General features: G+C 73.2%; 13 protein-coding genes. 6 read left to right on the plus strand and 7 right to left on the minus strand.

Features of this window, described 5'->3' with window-relative positions:
- The first annotated feature begins 54 nt into the window (after window positions 1-54).
- Complete coding sequence (locus ACIGDI_RS15285; protein WP_399895911.1) at window positions 55-1149, plus strand: mechanosensitive ion channel family protein; 1095 nt, start codon at window positions 55-57, stop codon at window positions 1147-1149.
- Between the two features lie 4 nt (window positions 1150-1153).
- On the opposite strand, the gene ACIGDI_RS15290 is transcribed toward ACIGDI_RS15285, so the two are convergent.
- Window positions 1154-2695 carry a M1 family metallopeptidase gene (locus tag ACIGDI_RS15290; protein ID WP_399895915.1) on the minus strand — a complete coding sequence of 514 codons (1542 nt, stop codon included), beginning with the start codon at window positions 2693-2695 and terminating at the stop codon, window positions 1154-1156.
- A 220-nt stretch (window positions 2696-2915) separates the two neighbouring features.
- Here ACIGDI_RS15290 and ACIGDI_RS15295 point away from each other — a divergent pair, with 220 nt between their 5' ends.
- Window positions 2916-5135: an NADP-dependent isocitrate dehydrogenase gene (locus ACIGDI_RS15295; RefSeq protein WP_399895918.1), complete on the plus strand. Its 2220-nt coding sequence runs from the start codon at window positions 2916-2918 to the stop codon at window positions 5133-5135.
- 140 nt (window positions 5136-5275) lie between these two features.
- Here the strand turns inward: ACIGDI_RS15295 and ACIGDI_RS15300 are convergent, their stop codons facing one another.
- Window positions 5276-6379, minus strand: a complete 1104-nt coding sequence (locus tag ACIGDI_RS15300) for a DNA glycosylase AlkZ-like family protein (RefSeq protein ID WP_399895920.1) — start codon at window positions 6377-6379, stop codon at window positions 5276-5278.
- A gap of 82 nt (window positions 6380-6461) precedes the next feature.
- On the opposite strand from ACIGDI_RS15300, the gene ACIGDI_RS15305 reads away from it, so the two are divergent.
- The gene (locus tag ACIGDI_RS15305; RefSeq protein WP_399895923.1) at window positions 6462-7010 is read left to right on the plus strand and encodes a YciI family protein; all 549 of its coding nucleotides are present in this window, start codon (window positions 6462-6464) and stop codon (window positions 7008-7010) included.
- A gap of 37 nt (window positions 7011-7047) precedes the next feature.
- On the plus strand, window positions 7048-7857 hold the full coding sequence (locus ACIGDI_RS15310; RefSeq protein WP_399895926.1) for an N-formylglutamate amidohydrolase: 810 nt from the start codon (window positions 7048-7050) through the stop codon (window positions 7855-7857).
- A 27-nt stretch (window positions 7858-7884) separates the two neighbouring features.
- On the opposite strand, the gene ACIGDI_RS15315 is transcribed toward ACIGDI_RS15310, so the two are convergent.
- From ACIGDI_RS15315 to ACIGDI_RS15325, 3 genes are read right to left on the minus strand one after another with little or no spacing between them, the layout of a single operon-like run.
- Window positions 7885-8388 carry a hypothetical protein gene (locus tag ACIGDI_RS15315; protein WP_399895929.1) on the minus strand — a complete coding sequence of 168 codons (504 nt, stop codon included), beginning with the start codon at window positions 8386-8388 and terminating at the stop codon, window positions 7885-7887.
- Window positions 8389-8392: 4 nt separating this feature from the next.
- A complete protein-coding gene (locus ACIGDI_RS15320) occupies window positions 8393-8968 on the minus strand; it encodes an RNA polymerase sigma factor (protein WP_200701308.1) in 576 nt (191 codons plus the stop codon).
- 59 nt (window positions 8969-9027) lie between these two features.
- The gene (locus ACIGDI_RS15325; RefSeq protein ID WP_399895932.1) at window positions 9028-10464 is read right to left on the minus strand and encodes a S8 family peptidase; all 1437 of its coding nucleotides are present in this window, start codon (window positions 10462-10464) and stop codon (window positions 9028-9030) included.
- A gap of 150 nt (window positions 10465-10614) precedes the next feature.
- Between ACIGDI_RS15325 and ACIGDI_RS15330 the strand changes: the two genes are divergently transcribed.
- Window positions 10615-13179 carry a CHAT domain-containing protein gene (locus ACIGDI_RS15330; protein WP_399897621.1) on the plus strand — a complete coding sequence of 855 codons (2565 nt, stop codon included), beginning with the start codon at window positions 10615-10617 and terminating at the stop codon, window positions 13177-13179.
- Window positions 13180-13760: 581 nt separating this feature from the next.
- Here the strand turns inward: ACIGDI_RS15330 and ACIGDI_RS15335 are convergent.
- Both ACIGDI_RS15335 and ACIGDI_RS15340 read right to left on the minus strand, forming a co-directional pair.
- On the minus strand, window positions 13761-14678 hold the full coding sequence (locus ACIGDI_RS15335; RefSeq protein ID WP_399895935.1) for an RNA polymerase sigma-70 factor: 918 nt from the start codon (window positions 14676-14678) through the stop codon (window positions 13761-13763).
- A gap of 158 nt (window positions 14679-14836) precedes the next feature.
- Window positions 14837-16672: a LuxR C-terminal-related transcriptional regulator gene (locus tag ACIGDI_RS15340; protein WP_399895938.1), complete on the minus strand. Its 1836-nt coding sequence runs from the start codon at window positions 16670-16672 to the stop codon at window positions 14837-14839.
- 95 nt (window positions 16673-16767) lie between these two features.
- On the opposite strand from ACIGDI_RS15340, the gene ACIGDI_RS15345 reads away from it, so the two are divergent.
- Complete coding sequence (locus tag ACIGDI_RS15345; protein ID WP_399895941.1) at window positions 16768-17853, plus strand: M12 family metallopeptidase; 1086 nt, start codon at window positions 16768-16770, stop codon at window positions 17851-17853.
- Window positions 17854-17883: the final 30 nt, after the last annotated feature.

Raw genomic sequence — 17883 nt, forward strand, 5'->3', positions numbered from 1 at the left:
CCGTACGCATGCGGCAGGATGAGCGGTTGCACATCCCGAAATTGGAGGTAACCGGTGAACCGAGCGCTCACCGTGGACGACCTGGTCCTCGCCGGAATCGCGCTGGGCGCGGGCCTGTTGGCCGCGTTCCTGCTGCGCGTGCTGATGCGGTGGCTGGGCAAGCACGCCGACCGGACCCGCTGGAGCGGTGACGACGTCATCGTGGACGCGCTGCGCACGGTGGTGCCGTGGGCCGCGTTCCTGGCCGGGGCCGCGTCCGCGGGCGGGATACTGCCGCTGACGAGGACCGTCCAGAAGCATGTGAACCAGTCGCTCACCGTCGTACTCATCTTCGTCGTGACGCTGACGGCGGCCCGGGTGATCGCCGGACTGGTGCGCGCGGTCACCCAGTCCCGCTCCGGGGTCGCGGGGTCCGCCACGATCTTCGTGAACATCACCCGGGTCCTGGTCCTGGCGATCGGCTTCCTGGTGGTGCTGCAGACGCTGGGCATCTCGATCGCCCCGATGCTCACCGCCCTGGGCGTCGGCGGTCTGGCGGTCGCCCTCGCCCTTCAGGACACCCTCGCCAACCTCTTCGCGGGCATCCACATCCTCGCCTCCAAGACCGTGCAGCCCGGTGACTACATCCAGCTGAGCAGCGGCGAGGAGGGCTACGTCGAGGACATCAACTGGCGTCAGACGACCGTGCGCGCGCTCTCCAACAACCTGATCGTCATCCCCAACGGGGAGCTCGCCAAGGCCAACATGACCAACTTCATGCGCCCCGAGCAGAAGCTGACGATCACCGTCCAGGTCGGCGTCGCCTACGACAGCGACCTGGAGCACGTCGAACGCGTCACCTGCGAGGTCGTCGCCGAGGTGATGAAGGAGATCGACGGCGCCGTCACCGACCACGAGCCGCTGGTGCGTTTCCACACCTTCGGCGACTCCCGGATCGGCTTCACGGTGATCCTCGGAGTCGGCGAGTTCAGCGACCAGTTCCGGATCAAGCACGAGTTCATCAAGCGACTGCACCGGCGCTACGCCCAGGAGGGCATCCGCATCCCGGCGCCCGCCCGGACGGTGGCGCTGCAGCAGGGCTCGGTGAGCATCCCGCAGCAGCGCAGCGCCGGGCAGGTGGGCGACGCGCACGTCGCCCACCTCGACTGACGGCTCAGAGGGTCGCCGAGTTCTCGTGCCAGTGCCCGCCCCGGCGGCTGTGCGGGGTGGCGAGCGAGGAGCTGACCGGCGTGACCGTCCAGTCCGGGTGGCCGGGCATCCGCGGGGTCTTGGTGCCGTAGAGCCAGTCCCGCAGGAAGCCGGTCAGGTCCTGGCCGGAGACCTCCGAGGCGACGGCGATGTAGTCCTCCGTCGTCGCCGAGGAGCCCCGGTACCGGTCCAGGAAGGCGCACTCGACGGCGTGGAAGACGTCCTCGCCGACGACCTGGCGCAGCGCGTACAGGACGAGGACGCCGCCCGTGTAGCGCTGGTTGTCGAAGAGGTTGACCTCGTTGGGCGCGGCGACCGGGCCGGAGTCGTGCCGCCACTGGTCGCCGACGCCGTACGTCCACTTCATGCGGTCCTCGAACGTGCTGTAGCCGAGCGAGTCGGTCCAGCCGCGCTCGTAGCGGTACAGCAGTCCGTAGTAGTCGGCGTGGCCCTCGTTGAGCCACAGGTCGGCCCAGTTCGCGGGGCTGACCATGTTGCCGAACCAGGAGTGCACCAGCTCGTGCATCATGTGCGAGCCGATCTTCTTCTCCTCCTGGAGCAGGAAGTTCGGCTTGTACAGGGTGAGGGTCTGGGTCTCCAGACCCGTGAAGTCGAAGGCGGTCGGGCTGTCGGAGTTGCAGGGCAGCAGGCCGTACGTCTCGAAGGGGAACGCCCCGAGGCGCTGCTCGATCCACTCCACGAGCCCGGGCGTGAGCGCGAGCGCGGGCTCCAGTGCGGCGGCGCGGGCCGTCGGCACGATGTCCCGCAGCGGCAGGCCGTTCGGGCCCGGCCGCTCCTTGACGACGTAGTCGCCGACCGTGATCTGCACCAGCTCCGTGGCCATCGGCTCACGGGACTCGTACGTGTAGGCGGTACGGCCCCCGTCGAGGCTCTCGGTACCGCAGAGGAGGCCGTTGGCGACGCCCCGCAGTCCGCCGGGGACGGTGACGCGGAAGGTGAAGTCCGCCTTGTCCGAGGGGTGGTCGTTGCAGGGGAAGACGGTGTGCGCGGAGTTCGGCTGCGGGCAGATCGCGAAGCCGTCCGGGGTGACGACCCAGGCGGTGTGCGGGAGGGAGCGGGCCGGATCGGCCGTGTACTCCACGCAGACCGTCACCCGGGACTTGTCGGGCAGCGGCCGGGCGGGCGTGATCCGCAGCTTCTCTTCGGCCTGCTCGAAGGAGGCGGAGCGGCCGCCGACGCGGACGGCGTGCACGTCCAGGCCGAGGCAGTCCAGGGAGAACCGGCTGAGCGGCTGGGTGGCGCGGATCCTGAGGGTGGCGGTGGCCTCGACGAGCTTGGTCGTGGCGTCGTAGGCGAGGTCGAGGTGGTAGGCCGAGACGCGGTAGCCGTCGTTGCCGAGGGCCGGGAAGACGGAGTCGCCGAGGGTCTCTGCGCCCGGGGTGCCCCCGTCCCGTGGCGTCGCCTGGGCCGCTCCCCCCACGGTCAGTGCCGCGGCCGTACCGATCAGGGCGGCCGCGGGGGCCGTCACTCTGGTGCGATATCTCATGGTCAGCTTTCGCTCGGGCGGCCGGGTGGTCAGCTCCGGCCGTCGACGATCAGTTAGGACGATCTACATCCAGGACCATGGGGTGGGGTGTTTGGTTGCATCCCCGCGCGGCGTTTCGAACTCCGTCGAAGCGGACTCGGGGCGGACCCCTGTCGAGTCCGCCTCGCTCACGAGATATCTTGATGTCGAGCAATGTTGCAGACGTGGAGCGGAGCACCCGGTGACTGACTCGACCATCATCTATACGCACACTGACGAGGCCCCGGCCCTGGCGACGTATTCCTTCCTGCCGGTGGTCCAGGCGTACGCCTCGCAGGCGGGTGTCTCCGTGGAGACGCGGGACATCTCCCTGGCGGGCCGCATCATCGCGGTGTTCCCGGAGTACCTGAGCGAGGACCAGCGCATCCCGGACGCCCTGCACGAGCTGGGCGAGCTGGCCAAGACGCCCGCGGCCAACATCATCAAGCTGCCGAACATCTCGGCGTCGATCCCGCAGCTCAAGGCCGCCGTCGCCGAGCTGCAGGCGCAGGGCTACGCGCTGCCGAACTACCCGGACGACCCCAAGACCGACGAGGAGCGGGAGATCCAGGCCCGCTACGACAAGATCAAGGGCTCGGCCGTGAACCCGGTCCTGCGTGAGGGCAACTCCGACCGCCGCGCCCCCGCCTCGGTCAAGAACTACGCCAAGACCCACCCGCACCGCATGGGCGCCTGGACCGCCGAGTCCAAGACGAACGTGGCGACCATGGGCCAGAACGACTTCCGCTCCACCGAGAAGTCCGTCGTCATCTCCGAGGCCGGCGCGCTGCGGATCGAGCTGGTCGGCGACGACGGCTCCACGACCGTGCTGCGCGAGTCCGTCCCGGTCCTCGCGGGCGAGGTCGTCGACGCCTCCGTGATGCGGGTCGCCGCGCTGCGCGAGTTCCTGACCGCGCAGGTCGCCGAGGCCAAGGCGCAGGGCGTGCTGTTCTCCGTGCACCTGAAGGCCACGATGATGAAGGTCTCCGACCCGATCATCTTCGGTCACGTGGTACGCGCGTTCTTCCCGAAGACGTTCGCGAAGTACGGCGAGACGCTCGCCGCGGCCGGCCTGACCCCGAACGACGGTCTGGGCGGCATCTACAAGGGCCTGGAGGCCCTGCCCGAGGGCGCCGAGATCAAGGCCTCCTTCGACGCCGAGCTCGCCGAGGGCCCGGAGCTGGCGATGGTCGACTCCGACAAGGGCATCACCAACCTGCACGTGCCGTCCGACGTCATCGTCGACGCCTCGATGCCGGCCATGATCCGCACCTCCGGCCACATGTGGGGCCCCGACGGCCAGGAGGCCGACACCCTCGCCGTCCTGCCGGACTCCTCGTACGCGGGCGTCTACCAGGCCGTGATCGAGGACTGCCGGGCCAACGGCGCCTACGACCCGTCGACCATGGGCTCGGTGCCGAACGTCGGCCTCATGGCGCAGAAGGCCGAGGAGTACGGCTCCCACGACAAGACCTTCGAGATCCCCACCACCGGCACGGTCCGCCTCGTCGACCAGGCCGGCAACGTGGTCATCGAGCAGACGGTCTCCGCCGGCGACATCTTCCGCGCCTGCCAGACCAAGGACGCCCCCATCAAGGACTGGGTGAAGCTGGCCGTCACCCGCGCCCGCGCCACCGGCAACCCGGCGGTGTTCTGGCTGGACGAGACCCGCGCGCACGACGCCAACCTGATCGCCAAGGTGAACGCGTACCTGGCGGAGCACGACACCGAGGGCCTGGACATCCGGATCCTCAACCCGGTCGAGGCGACCAAGCTGTCGGTGGAGCGCATCCGCCGCGGCGAGGACACCATCTCGGTCACCGGCAACGTGCTGCGCGACTACCTGACCGACCTGTTCCCGATCCTGGAGCTGGGCACCAGCGCCAAGATGCTGTCGGTCGTCCCGCTGATGGCGGGCGGCGGCCTGTTCGAGACGGGTGCCGGCGGCTCCGCGCCGAAGCACGTCCAGCAGCTGGTCAAGGAGAACTACCTGCGTTGGGACTCGCTGGGCGAGTTCTTCGCGCTGGTGCCGTCGCTGGAGCAGTTCGCGAGCGCCACGGACAACCCGAAGGCCAAGGTGCTCGCCGACACCCTCGACCGGGCCACGGCGACCTTCCTCAACGAGGACAAGTCCCCGACCCGTCGCGTCGGCGGCATCGACAACCGCGGCAGCCACTTCTACCTGTCCCTGTACTGGGCGCAGGAGCTGGCCCGGCAGACCGACGACGCGGACCTGGCCAAGGCCTTCGCCCCGCTCGCCGAGACGCTCGCCGCGAACGAGCAGAAGATCGTCGAGGAGCTGAACGCCGTCCAGGGCAAGCCGGCCGACATCGGCGGCTACTACCAGCCCGACCCGGCCAAGGCCGCGGCGGTCATGCGCCCGTCGACCACCTGGAACGAGGCGCTGGCGTCCCTGAGCTGACGCCCGGGCCCGTCATCCGCTGAGCCGGCGTCCCGGCAGGCACCCCGCCTGCCGGACGTCGGCGTCTGCGGCCTCGGGGGTGCTCCGATCGGGGGTGCTCCAACAGGAATTTCGGCCTCAGGCGTTTCAAGTTTTCGGCCTCAGCCGGGCAGGGCGAGGTCCAGGCCCAGCCAGCGGGCCAGGTCCTCGATCTCCTGCCCGATCTCGGCCCGCATCGCCGCGGTGAACGGGACGTCCTCGTGCACGGCGTGCACGCTCAGCACGCCCGCCCGGCGGTCCGCGCCGGCGTCGAGCTTCCCGACCAGCCGGTCGCCGTACAGGATCGGCAGCGCGAAGTACCCCCAGCGACGCTTGGCGGCCGGCTTGTACATCTCCAGCTGGTACTCGTACTCGAACAGCTCCACGGTCCGCTTGCGGTCGTGCACCAGCCGGTCGAAGGGGGACAGCAGCGCCGCCCGGCCCTCGAAGGGCTCTCCCAACCGGGCCGGGTCCACCCGCCATCTGCCCCCGACGCCCTCGACGACGGCCTCCTCCCCCGCCGCGCCGACGTCCGCCGGCTCCACCTGGCACTCCGGGCCTCGGGCGCGGGCGATACCGAGGGCGCGCAGCCGTCGCTCGTCGCGGATGCGCAGGGCCTCCTCGACCGGGACGGGCGGGGTGTCGGGGTAGACGCGCTCGGCCAGGTCCCACAGCCGGTCCCCGCCACGGCGGCCCGCGACGGCGACCTCGCCGCGCTGGACCATCAGCTCCAGCAGCTTGGTGACGTTCCGGTTGTTCGTCCAGCCGCTGGATCTCCAGGGCTTGGCGCAGGTGTCCGGCAGGGCGCGGGAGGGCAGCGGTCCCTCGGCCCGCAGCCGGTCGAGGAGGTCGCGCCGGCACGCGTCGTTGGCCGCCACCCAGGCGCGGTGGTGCTCCCGCCAGGACGACGGCGTGCCCCGCTCGGGCCACTCGGCCATCTCGGCGCGGTACAGCGCGAGGTCCTCGGCGGGCCGGATCGTCGCCTGCAGCTCCAGCAACGTCCGCTGCTCCAGCGCTTCCCCGACCTCGTCGGCCGGGTGGGCCGAGCCGAGCCGGCTCCACGCCACGAGCTCGGCGTTGGGCGCGATCGCGGCGGTCGGATCGATCTGCAGCAGGGTCAGCCCACGCACGACATCGAGCAACCCCACGGGCCGTACGGCATCCAGGAGTTGAGCACGTACGGCGATGCGCCGGGCCTCGGTGCGCGACAGCTCGTGGACGGTCATGGGGCCGAGAGTAGGCGAGGGGTCTGACAGTGGCCCTGGACTCGTGCGGCGGCGGCTTGCGGCCCTGGCAGACTCTGCCGTCATGGAGTTCTTCTGTTATCACCGTGACCGGCCCGGCTCGGCGGGCCTGCGTGACGAGTTGCTGGAGGCGCACTGGTCCTACATGGACCGTTACGCGGCCGAGCTGATCGCCCGCGGTCCGACGTTCGCGGCGGGCGGCGACACGCCGACCGGCAGTGTGCACATCGTGGATCTGCCGGACGCGCCCGCCGCCCGGGCGTTCGCCTTCGACGAGCCCAACCAGCAGGCCGGCGTGTACCGGGACGTACTGCTGCGCCGGTGGCGGAACCTGCTGGGACGCACCATGTGGGAGTTCCCCGGCGGGCGCAGCGGGGGCAACCGGTACCTGGTGATCGGCCTCGGGGCGGGAGAGGCCGTCGACCTCGAACCGCCGTCCGACAGGGACGAGTTGGTGGCGTACGGGCCGCTGCTGTCCGACGACGGTCAGGCCTGGCTGGGGACGGCGGCCCTGGTGCGGGCCCCCGACCCGGAGACCGCCCGTGCCGTCCTCACCGTGGACCGGTACGCCGATGTCGAGGTGCACGAATGGGAGTTCGGCGGGCGACGATAGCTCCTCGTCCGTGACACCGAACCGCAGGGAGCAGCCCATGCCGCACGCCGACGAGCCGCCCTTCGAGCTCCTGCCCGGCGCGCCCGGCTCCCCCGTGATCCTCCATGTGCCGCACTCGGCACGGAGGATCCCCGCCGGGGCGCGTGCGGGCATCGTGCTGGACGACGCGGCGCTGGAGCGGGAGCTGGACCACATCACCGACGCGCACACGGCCGAGCTCGCCGAGGCGGCGGCGCGGTCGGCGGGCGTCACCCCGTGGCGGTTCGTCAACCGGGTGTCGCGGCTGGTCGTCGACCCCGAGCGGTTCCCCGACGAGCGGGAGGAGATGCTCGCCGTCGGAATGGGCGCGGTGTACACGCGGACGACGCACCGGGAGGCGCTGCGGCCCGCGGACACCGACCCCGGGCCGCTGATCGACCGGTACTTCCGGCCGTACGCGCGGGCCATGACGGACGCGGTGGCCGACCGGCTCGCCGCGACGGGGCGTGCCGTGATCGTCGACGTGCACTCCTACCCGACCGCGGCCCTGCCGTACGAGCTGCACGGCGAGGGCCCCCGTCCGCCGGTCTGTCTGGGCACCGACTCCTTCCACACGCCACCCGCCCTGCTGCGGGCGGCACGGGAGGCGTTCGCGTCCTGCGGGGAGACCGGGCTGGACAGCCCGTTCGCCGGGACGTACGTGCCGCTGCGGTTCTACGGCGTGGACGCGCGGGTCGGCGCGCTGATGGTGGAGATCCGGCGGGACACCTACATGACCGAACCGGGCGGCCCCGCCGGACCGGGGCTCGGCCGGCTGGCGGCGGCGCTGGCCGATCTCGTCGACGCCGTCACCGGCTCCACCGGCTGACCTCGGGCCGGCCGGGGGAGCCCCTTCTCACACCGTCAGCCAGTCCGTGACGAGCACTCCCTCGCCGGTCCGCAGCCGCAGGGCGAACGGACCGGTGGGGGGCCGGTCGTGGGTGAAGCGTCCCATGTCGTCGGTCGTCAGCGGGGCGCCCGGGTGCGGGCCGGTGAGCACCTCGATCCGGGCCGACTGCGGGGGCAGCACCTGTCCCATCAGCCCGTGCGCGGTCAGTTCCACGTCGACGGTCACGCCGCCCGCGTGGAACGTCAGCATCCGCGGCGGGTCGGCGGCTCCCCGGATCGGGATGGCGTCGACCACCGAGTCGAAGGTCAGCTCGGCGAGCCGGGCCTCGAGGTCGTGCAGGGCGAACGCCTCCACGGCCATCTGCTGCAGCTCGGCCGGTACGGGGTCGAGGACGGCCGCGGCCCGGCGGAGCTCCTCCTCCAGCAGGCCGAGGTCGAAGTCCTCGCCGTCGAGGGGCGCTTCGCCGTCCATGTCGTCCATGCCGTGCATGTCGTTCACGTCGTCGTCCATGCCCTCACACCGCTCCCCGTGCCTCGAGCCGCGCCCGCAGGCGCCGAAGACAGCGCTGGCGCAGCGGTCCGATGCTGCCCACGGCGATCCCGAGGGCCACGGACACCTCCTGGTAGCTGGGCGGCGGCGTGGCCATCAGGACGCGCAGCAACTGCCTGCACCGCTCGCCCAGTTCCTCGAACTCCTGCCACAGGTGCCGGATCCGCTCCGACTCGGCGGCGGCCTCCTCCAGGTCGAGGAAGGACTGCTCCGGCGTACGGTCCTCGCTGATCCGGTCCAGCAGCTGCGGATCGTCCGTCGGAGTCAGCCGCTTCAGGCTCTTGAGCACCTTCAGGCACTCGTGCCGTGCGGTGCTCGCCAGCCACGAGCCGGCCTTGTCGGGTTCGCGGATGCGCCCCAGGTGCTGGGCGAAGCGGAACCACACCGTCTGGTAGACCTCGTGCGCGTCGGCGTCGGAGAGCCGGTGCGAGCGCACGACCGACCACACCAGTGGGCTCAGCCCCTCCACGAGCGCCTTCCAGGCCGCCGCGTCGCCGTCGACGGCGGTCTGGACCAGCGCGCCGACATGTGCTCGGTCCACGGTCCCACTCCTCGTGTACGGCCTGTCATCGTACGCCGTGGACGGGACCGTTCCGCACCTCATGCCGGAGGCACCAGCTGCGTGACCGGCGACGGACGCCAGCCTGCCGGGAGCAGCGCCGGCACGTGCGCCCCGCGCACCTCCGCGTACGCCGTGTCCCCGGCGAGCAGCTGCTTGCGGGCGGCACGCGCGTCGCCCTCCTTGTCGGCCGTCATGAAGGCGGCGATCATCCCGGCCGCCACCGGGGTGGCGAAGGAGGTGCCGCTCCAGTGCGCGTAGCCCTCGAACATCACCTGATCGGCCTTGCCCGAGGTGGGTGTGCCCGCCTCGCTCAACACGCCGGTGTGGCGCGGCGACTGGCAGGTGCACGCGTAGGTGAAGTTGTACCTGCAGGCGTCGTAGGTGCTGTGCTGGTAGAGGTACGGCACCGGCGCGTCGAAGCCGGTCAGCGTGCTGGTGAGGCGTTCCCCGGGGGCGTAGGCCTTCACCCAGGGGCCGTAGTTGGAGAAGCAGGCGCCGTACTCGCCGTCGGTGCGCAGCGCGCCGACCGACAGCACCGCGTGCGCGTACTCGGGCAGCCCGGCGTAGGCCGCGGGCCAGAACGGGCTGGCGCTGGAGTTGTTGCCGGCCGCCGCGACCAGCAGGGTGTTCTGCTCGCGCAGCTCCTCCATGAAGGCGGCGACGCCGAGCAGGCCGTCGTCACGGCCGTTGGAGGTGCCCGCGGAGAGGCTGAGGATGGCCGGCCAGCCGTTGTGGTCGACCGCGTCGAAGAGCCGTTGGCCGAACTCGTCCTCCAGGACGGCGCCCGCGTCGTTGAGGGTGTTGCGGACGGTGATGTTCGTGTTGGGGGCGACGGCCGCGACGAGCCCGGCGATGAACGTGCCGTGCCCGACGTACTGCAGCAGGTTCCCCTGGGCGTCGGTCTCGGTGCCGTGCAGGTCGCCCTGGACGTGGGCGAGCAGCGGCACGAGGGCGTGATCGTGGGTGAGGCCGTTGTCGACGACGAGGACGTCGACGGCCGTGTCGGGGTCGTGGCCGCCCTCGGCGGGGGCCGGGTTGGTGCCCTGGGTGAGCGGGGCGGGCACGGGTTCGTCGCCGGGACAGGAGTTGACGGCGAGGGACACCACGTGGTTGCGGCTGACCAGCCGGCGTCCGGCGCGGGACTCGTGCCCGCGCAGGGCGCGCAGCGCGTGGGCGACGGCCCGGTCGCCGCGCCTGTCGCCGTGGCCGGGGTCGCCGACCTGGATGCGGGTGATGCCCGAGCGGTTGGTCTCCGGGCTCCCCCGGCGCACCTGGTCGCCGCTCAGGCCGGTCGCCTCGGTGAAGTGCGCGCGCACGGTGTCCTCGACGAGCCGGGCCTCCTCGCCGTCACGGGCCAGGACCACGCCTTTCTCGTAGACGAACTCCGCGGAGTCGTCGGGTCCCAGGGCCAGCGGTACGTCCGGCATGGAGCGCTGGATCTGGTCGAACTGCTCGTGGAATCGCTGTGGTGCCATGGCGTGTCCTCCCCCTCGAGGCAGCTGTCGTCAGTTCAGAGTCACGGAGACGTCACCTGATACAGCGCCAAACGGGTGTATCGCGCCACCAGGGCCGTTAGCATCCTCAGAGTGACAGCGGGAAGCGACTCGGTGCTCGAACTGCTGCCGATGGTGTTCGCCGCCCCGAACGAGGCGCTGGCGCGGGCGCAGGACGTGCTGGAGTCCGATCCGTCACCGTGGAGCGCCTCCGTGGCGCACCAGGCGATCGGCATCTGGCAGCGGGACTGGGGCGACCTCAGGATCGCGCTGCGCCATCTGCGCCAGGCTCGCGATCTGGCCGCGCGTGCCCAGGACCCGGACCGTGAGGCGGACGTGCTGGCCGCGCTGGGCGTGGCCCTGATCCACGCGGGGCGCACCCGGCAGGGCCTGGAGGCGCTGGAGCGGGGTGTCGCCGTCAGCAGCGGGCACACCCGCGCGCGCGTACTGTTCCGGCGGGCGTACGCCTCCTGGGTGCTCGGCCGGCACCGTGAGGCACTGGAGGACGTGCGGCGGGCGATCCCGGTGCTGCGGCAGGTCGACGACGTCATCTGGACGGCTCGGGCGCTGACCCTGCGGGCGACCGTGCATCTGGCGCTCGGCGCGGTGGAGCGGGCGGACGCCGACTTCGCGTCGGCGGAGGCGCTGTGGGACACCACCGGGCAGGACCACGACAAGGCCGACGTCGTCGAGAGCCGTGGGCTGGCCGCGTTCCGGCAGGGGGACGTGCCGGCCGCGCTGCGGCTGCTGGACGAGGCCGAGGAGCGGTACCTCAAGCTCGGCACGCCGTCGTTCATGCTCTACATCCGGCGCTGCGAGGTGCTGATGGCCGCGGGCCTGGTGCCGGAGGCGCTGGCCGAGGCGGACGCGGCGATCGGGACGCTGGACCGGATCGGCGGCCAGTCGACGCGGAAGGCGGAGCTGCTGCTGGTCGCGGCGCGGGCGGCCCGGCTGGCGGGGGACGCGCGCACCGCGATCGCCCGCGCCGCGCTGGCGGTACGGCTGTTCGCCGGGCAGCGGCGCACCTGGTGGGAGACGCACGCCAAGCTGGTGCTCATCGAGGCGCGGCTGGCCGCCGGGCGCGGCTCGGGGCGGCTGGTCGCGGAGGCGGCCGCGGTCGCCGACCGGCTCGCCGCCTTCGGCGCGCCGGCCGCGCCGGAGGCCTCGCTGCTGGCGGGCCGGATCGCGTTGGGGCTGGGCTGGCGGGCGGACGCGGAGCGGCATCTGGCCGTCGCGGCCCGCAGCCGGCACAGCGGGCCGCCGCTGGCCCGGATGACGGGCTGGGCGGCGCAGGCACTGCGGGCCCGGGCCGCCGGTTCGGGCCGGGGCGTGCTGGAGGCGTGCCGGCGCGGTCTCGACGTGCTCGACGACCACCGCACGACCCTGGGCGCCTCGGAGCTGCGGGCCCGGGCCACCGCGCAGGGCGCCGAACTCGCCGCGCTCGCCCAGCGGGTCAGCCTCGACTCGGGCGCGCCGCGGCGGCTGCTGACGTGGAGCGAACGCTGGCGGGCGACCGTGCTGTCCACGCCGCCCACCCGGCCCCCGGCCGATCCGGCGTTGCTCGGCAGCCTGACCGCCTTCCGGGAGATCGCGGCCCGCGCGGAGGAGGCCCGCAGCGACGGCCGCCCCATCCCCGCCCTGGAGCGGGAGCAGCGGCGCCTGGAGCGGGAGATCCGCTCCCGCACCCTGCACATGCGCGGCGACGCGCCCGGCGACGAGCGCCGCTTCGACCCCGCCCGGCTGCTGGCCGGGCTGGGCCGGACGCGGCTGGTGGAGCTGGCCGTGCTGGACGGTCGGGTGCAGGTGCTGCTGTGCGGGGACGGGCGGGTGCGCAGGTTCGAGGCGGGACTGCTGGCCGACGCCGAGGTGGAGGCCGAGCATGTGCAGGCCGGGCTGCGGCGCCTGGCCCACCCCGGGGCGGAGGCCCGCCTTCCGCTGGTGGAGGAGATGGGCCGCCGCCTTCAGGAACTGCTGCTGGGGCCGGCCGCCGCGCACCTGGGCTCCGGGCCCGTGGTCGTCGTACCGCCGGGGCGGCTGCACCGTGTGCCGTGGGCGCTGCTGCCCTCGCTGCGCGACCGGGTGCTGAGTGTGTCGCCGTCGGCCGGCAGCTGGCTGCGGGCACGTGAGACCGAGCCGCCGCCGGGTGGCCGCCATGTGCTGGTGCGCGGCCCGGGCCTGGCAACCGGTGGTGCGGAGGTGCCCGAACTCGTCGGCCGGTACGGCAGGCCGGTGCTCCTGGAGCACGACCACGCGCGCGTGCCGCGGGTGCTGGAGGAGCTCGACGGGGCCACGCTCGCCCACATCGCCGCGCACGGCACCTTCCGCGCCGACAGTCCCCTGTTCTCCTCGCTGCGGATGGCGGACGGCCCGCTGATCGTGCACGACTTCGAGCGCCTGGACCGCAGCCCGTACCGGATCATCCTCTCCAGCTGCGACACCGCCCGTTTCGCCTCGGTCGGCGCGGACGAGCTGCTGGGTCTGGTCACCGCGCTGCTGCCGCTGGGCACGGCGGGGGTGGTGGCGAGCAGCGCGCCCGTCAACGACCACGCGGTGGTGCCGCTGATGCTGGCGCTGCACAAGGGGCTCAGCGCGGGCCTGTCCCTGGCGGAGGCGCTGCGCGACGCGCGGGCCGCGCTGCCGGACGACGCCCTGCACCAGGCGACGGGCTGGGCGTTCACGGCGTTCGGCGCGGCCTGAGAGCCGAGCCGACGCACGCCGCCCCCTCGACGCCCACCGGCCGTGCGTGGAGCGGGTCCTCCGGATCCGTCGGCGCACGCCCGCGCGAACGTCCTGAGCGTCCGCCACCAGCACCGGACACCCGCCACGCGCACGTCACCCCCTCGGCGCGCGCCTGAAACCACGACCCCAGGGGCGCCCCCCTGCGCCGAAGGACCCGCCCACACGCCCTCACCCCCTCGGCGCGCCCCGAACACGCGGCCCCCAGGCCTCCGCCACCGGCGCCAAAGGCCCCGCCCGCGCGCCCCCTCAGCGCGCGCCTGAACCCACGGCCCCCAGGGGCGCCCCACCCGGCGCCAAAGGCCCGCCCACACGCCCTCACCCCCTCGGCGCGCCCCGAACACGCGGCCCCCAGACCTCCGCCACCGGAGCGCCAAAGGCCCCGCCCGGGCCCCCCCTCAGCCCGCGCCTGAACCCACGGCCCCCAGGGCCGCCCCACCCGGCGCCAAAGGCCCGCCCACACGCCCTCACCCCCTCGGCGCGCCCGAACACGCGGCCCCCAGACCTCCGCCACCGGCGCCACGAGCCCCGCCCGCGCGCCCTTACCCCCTAGGCGCCCGCTTGAACTCGCGGGAGATCGCCCAGGCGTCCGCCACCGGGCCCAGGTGGGCGAGCTTGTCCGGGTTGATCACCAGGCGGATGGCCTGGATCTGGCCGTCGAGGACGTCGAGGGCCAGGGTGTGCAGCACCTTGCCGTCCCGGTCGCGGAAGACCGCGCCCGGCTGGCCGTTGAGCTCGTGCGGCTCGAACGACACGTCGATACGGGCCATGCGGGGCAGGACGGAGGCGAGCAGCCGGGCGACGTTGTCGGCGCCCATGACCGCGCGGGCCAGCTGCGGGGCCTTGCCGCCGCCGTCGCCGACCATCGACACGTCGGCGGCGAGCAGGTCGCGCAGGCCGGCGACGTCGCCCTCGCGCAGAGCGTCGAAGAACCGCGACGCCAGCTCCTGACGCTCCTCGCGGTCGGCGTCGAAGCGGGGCCGGCCGGCGGCCATGTGGCGCCGGGCCCGCACCACGAGCTGGCGGCAGGCGGCCTCCGAGCGGCCCACCGCCGACGCGATCTCGGGGTAGCCGAAGTCGAACACCTCGTGCAGGACGAACACCGCCCGCTCCAGCGGACTGAGCCGCTCCAGCAGCAGCAAGGCGGCCATCGACACGGAGTCGGCCAGCTCCGCCGCGCGCGCCGGGTCCTCGTAGGGGTCGGTGAGCAGCGGCTCCGGGAACCACGGGCCGACGTAGTGCTCCCGCCGGACGCGGGCCGAGCGCAGCACGTCGATGGAGATCCGGGTGACCGTGGCCGACAGATAGGCCTTGGTCGACCGGGGTTCGGTCGGCGCGCCCTCGAAGCGCAGCCAGGCCTCCTGGACGGCGTCCTCGGCCTCGCTCACGCTCCCCAGGATGCGGTAGGCGATCGAGAACAGCAGCGGTCGCAGCTCCTGGAACTCCTCGGTCCTGGTCATGCCTGCCTCTCCTCGGGACGACGTCGTCTGCACCTTCCTACGACGAGACGGCGCGTGCGCCTGTGACATCGGCGAGGGCGGGCGAGATGCGGGCATGGGGTGGCGGCCTGACCCCTCCCCCGAATACTGGGGGTCAGACCGCCGGTCCATGAAGTGGCTCAGGCCGATCGGGCGTCCGGCGGGTCCACGAGCCACACCAGCGCCGCCCGGTCGTTCGCGCCGAGGCGGGCGTAGGCGCTGTAGAGGTGGTTACCCACGGTGCGGATGGACAGCGTGAGCTGTTCGGCGATCTGCCGGTTGCTCAGGCCGGCGGCGGCGAGGGTGACGATCTGCCGCTGGCGGGCGGTCAGTTCACCGAGGACCAGGCCGGACAGGGCCGGGGTGCGGGCGCCCTGGCAGCGGCGGGCGAGGGCGGCGGCACGCGTGCGTGCGACGCGGGCGGCGCTCGGGTCGCGGTGCGCCCGTACGGCCTGTGCGTGCGCCTCGGCCGCGAACAGCTGGAAGCCGCGCTCCTCCAGCGCCTCGGCCACCCGGACCAGCTCCGGCCCGTCACCCCGGGCGAGCGCGTCGGCGTGCCGCGCGAACACACCGCCCTGCGGGAGGCGTCCGGCGACCTTGTCGGGGGCGCCGAGGCGTACGGCGTCGTAAAGCGCGTACGCGTCCCGCCCGTCGAAGGCCTCCAGTGCCGCCCCTTCCACGTCCCCGCGGGCCGCCGCCAGCCACGCGGCCGGCTCCTGGAGCTCCGGCCGGCCCCCCACGGCCTCCTGGGCGGTGACCGCGTCCCCCGACTGCGCGGCGGCCAGGGCGAGTTCGGTACGGCAGGACGCGTCCCCCGGCGCGTTCCGCAGTCCCTCCCTCGCCCAGGCCGCCGCCTCCCGCAGCTCCCCCCGAAGCCGCGAGAACCGGGCGCGCACGGCCGCGTGTGCGGCCGGTACGTGCGCGCCCTCGTGCGCCAGCCACTCCCCCACCGGGGCCGGCAGCACGCGTACGTCGGTCTGTTCGATCCGCGCGGTCAGCGCGGCCGTCTCGGCGGCGAGCGCCGGTCCGCACTGGTCGGGGGTGCGGGCCAGCCGCCTCGCCCGCAGCCGGCCGGCCGCGGCCCGCAGCACCGGGCCGTGCAGGGGGTGGGCGAGGCGGGCGCCGCCGGGGTCGTCGACCGTGACCAAACCGTCGGCCTCCAGGGCTTCCAGGGCCCTCAGGTCGAGGTCGTCCATGGGCAGCGGCAAGGGCTCGGAGAAGGCGAGCCGTTCGAGTGTCGCGCGCTCTTCGTGGCAGGGGCGGGCCAGGGCCCCGGCGGTGCGTTCGCGGATCGCCGCCGTCACCGGGACCGGGCCGCGCCATGTCCAGGCGTCGGTGTCCTTCACGCGCGTGTGCGGCGCCCACTCGCGCACCGCGTCCACCAGGTCGCGCAGGAGTCGCAGATCGCCCTGGGCGAGGTGGAGCAGCCGGCACAGGGTGAGCGGCTCCACGGCGCCGCCGACGCCGGCCACGAGGAGCTGTTCCAGGTCCTCGCGGGGCAGCGGCTCCAGGGCCAGGCGCGGCAGAAGTTCGCCGGTCCACAGCCGGGCGACCGCAGCGGGGTGCGGGGCGCCGTCCACCGCGGCGACGATGAGGCGCGTGCGGCCGTGCACGGCCAGCTGGTGGACGAGGGCGGCCGAGGCGTCGTCGAGCAGATGGGCGTCGTCGACCAGCAACAGGCGTACTCCGGAGAGCAGTTGGACGGCGCGGTGCAGGGAGACCGACTCGGGCAGCAGGTGCGCGAACGCGGCGAACGGGATGTGCCGGGTCTCGGGTGTCCCGGCCGCGCGGGCGCGGTCGCCGCCGCGCACGGCCTCGGTCACCAGCCGGGTCTTGCCGCAGCCGGCCGGCCCGGTGACCACGATGCCGTGATGACCCGCCGTGAGGGACCGGCGGATCAGCTCCAGTTCGTCCTCACGGCCGGTGAACTGCCAGGGCAGTTCAAGGGTTTTCGCGTCCCGTTCGAAAGTCGTCACGTGAGTGGGAGTGCGAGTACTCACTCCTGATACAGGGCGACTTGAGTAGCCCCCGACTCAGGCGCCTGTGACCCCGCTCGCGGCAGGCTGTGCGCATGACCGGACGGTACTGCAGCCTCGCGCAGCAGTCGGCCCCCGCACCGGCGCCGGGGCTGACCGCCGAGCGGCGCGGTGCGCTGGTCGCGGGCAACCGGATCTGGGTCAACGGCACGGTTCTGCACTACTGGTTCTTCGACGGCGACACCGACGCCTCGGTCATCGCCGTGCCCGGAACCGGCTCGATGCGGCGGGTGTCGTGGGGTGGCGGCCGGGAGCAGCGTGACGTGGTGCGCGACTGCTTCCGGGAGTGGCGGGACCTGGGCATCGGCCTGTCGTTCGTCGAGGTCGGCGACCGCTCGGAGGCCGAGCTGCGGATCGGTTTCCAGCCGGGCGACGGGTCCTGGTCGGCGGTGGGCCGGGACGCGCTGCGGGCCGGGCAGAACGGACGCACGATGAACTTCGGCTGGGACCTGACCGCGCCCGGGGAGCGCGGGACGGCCCTGCACCAGATCGGGCACGCGCTGGGCATGCTGCACGAGCACCAGAGCCCGTATGCCGGGATCACCTGGGACGACGAGGCCGTCTACGCCGACCTGGCCGGTCCGCCGAACTACTGGGGCCGGGACACGACGTTCCGCAACATCCTGCGCAAGCTCGACCCGGACGAGGTCAACGGCACCGTCTGGGACCCGCATTCGATCATGGAGTACCCGTTCCCGGGCGGGCTGATCCTGGAGCCCGAGCAGTTCCGCGGGGGTCTCACCCCGCCGGGCACGCTCTCCGTGGCCGACAAGGAGTTCGTCCTGCGCTGGTATCCGCCCGCCGAGCGTGGGCGGCCGCCGGCGCTGGTGCCCTTCCGGTCGGCGCCGCTCGGTCTCGGCCCGGGGGAACAGGCCGACTTCACGATCGAGCCGCCGCAGACCCGCGAGTACACGGTGGGCACCTTCGGGGCGAGCGACAGCACGGTGGTGGTCTTCGAGGAGCGGGACGGGGAACCCCGCTACCTCGCCGGCCACGACGACGGTGGCACGCCGCACAACGCGACCGTCCGGGCGCGGCTCGTCAGGGGCCGCCGCTACTTCGTCCGAGTGCGGCAGTACTCCGCGTGGGGTTCGGGGGAGACAGCGGTCATGTGCTGGTGACGGCACGGACCGCCCACGCGGTCGGCTGGA

It is taken from the genome of Streptomyces sp. NPDC085900 (assembly GCF_044540925.1).
Classification (GTDB): domain Bacteria; phylum Actinomycetota; class Actinomycetes; order Streptomycetales; family Streptomycetaceae; genus Streptomyces; species Streptomyces gilvifuscus.

What these genes read in the sequence shown, in the direction of transcription:
- ACIGDI_RS15290 (WP_399895915.1), bottom strand. Translation starts at nt 2,695, where the DNA reads ATGAGATATCGCACCAGAGTGACGGCCCCCGCGGCCGCCCTGATCGGT.
- ACIGDI_RS15300 (WP_399895920.1), bottom strand. Translation starts at nt 6,379, where the DNA reads ATGACCGTCCACGAGCTGTCGCGCACCGAGGCCCGGCGCATCGCCGTA.
- ACIGDI_RS15305 (WP_399895923.1), top strand. Translation starts at nt 6,462, where the DNA reads ATGGAGTTCTTCTGTTATCACCGTGACCGGCCCGGCTCGGCGGGCCTG.
- ACIGDI_RS15310 (WP_399895926.1), top strand. Translation starts at nt 7,048, where the DNA reads ATGCCGCACGCCGACGAGCCGCCCTTCGAGCTCCTGCCCGGCGCGCCC.
- ACIGDI_RS15315 (WP_399895929.1), bottom strand. Translation starts at nt 8,388, where the DNA reads ATGGACGACGACGTGAACGACATGCACGGCATGGACGACATGGACGGC.
- ACIGDI_RS15325 (WP_399895932.1), bottom strand. Translation starts at nt 10,464, where the DNA reads ATGGCACCACAGCGATTCCACGAGCAGTTCGACCAGATCCAGCGCTCC.
- ACIGDI_RS15330 (WP_399897621.1), top strand. Translation starts at nt 10,615, where the DNA reads ATGGTGTTCGCCGCCCCGAACGAGGCGCTGGCGCGGGCGCAGGACGTG.
- ACIGDI_RS15335 (WP_399895935.1), bottom strand. Translation starts at nt 14,678, where the DNA reads ATGACCAGGACCGAGGAGTTCCAGGAGCTGCGACCGCTGCTGTTCTCG.
- ACIGDI_RS15345 (WP_399895941.1), top strand. Translation starts at nt 16,768, where the DNA reads ATGACCGGACGGTACTGCAGCCTCGCGCAGCAGTCGGCCCCCGCACCG.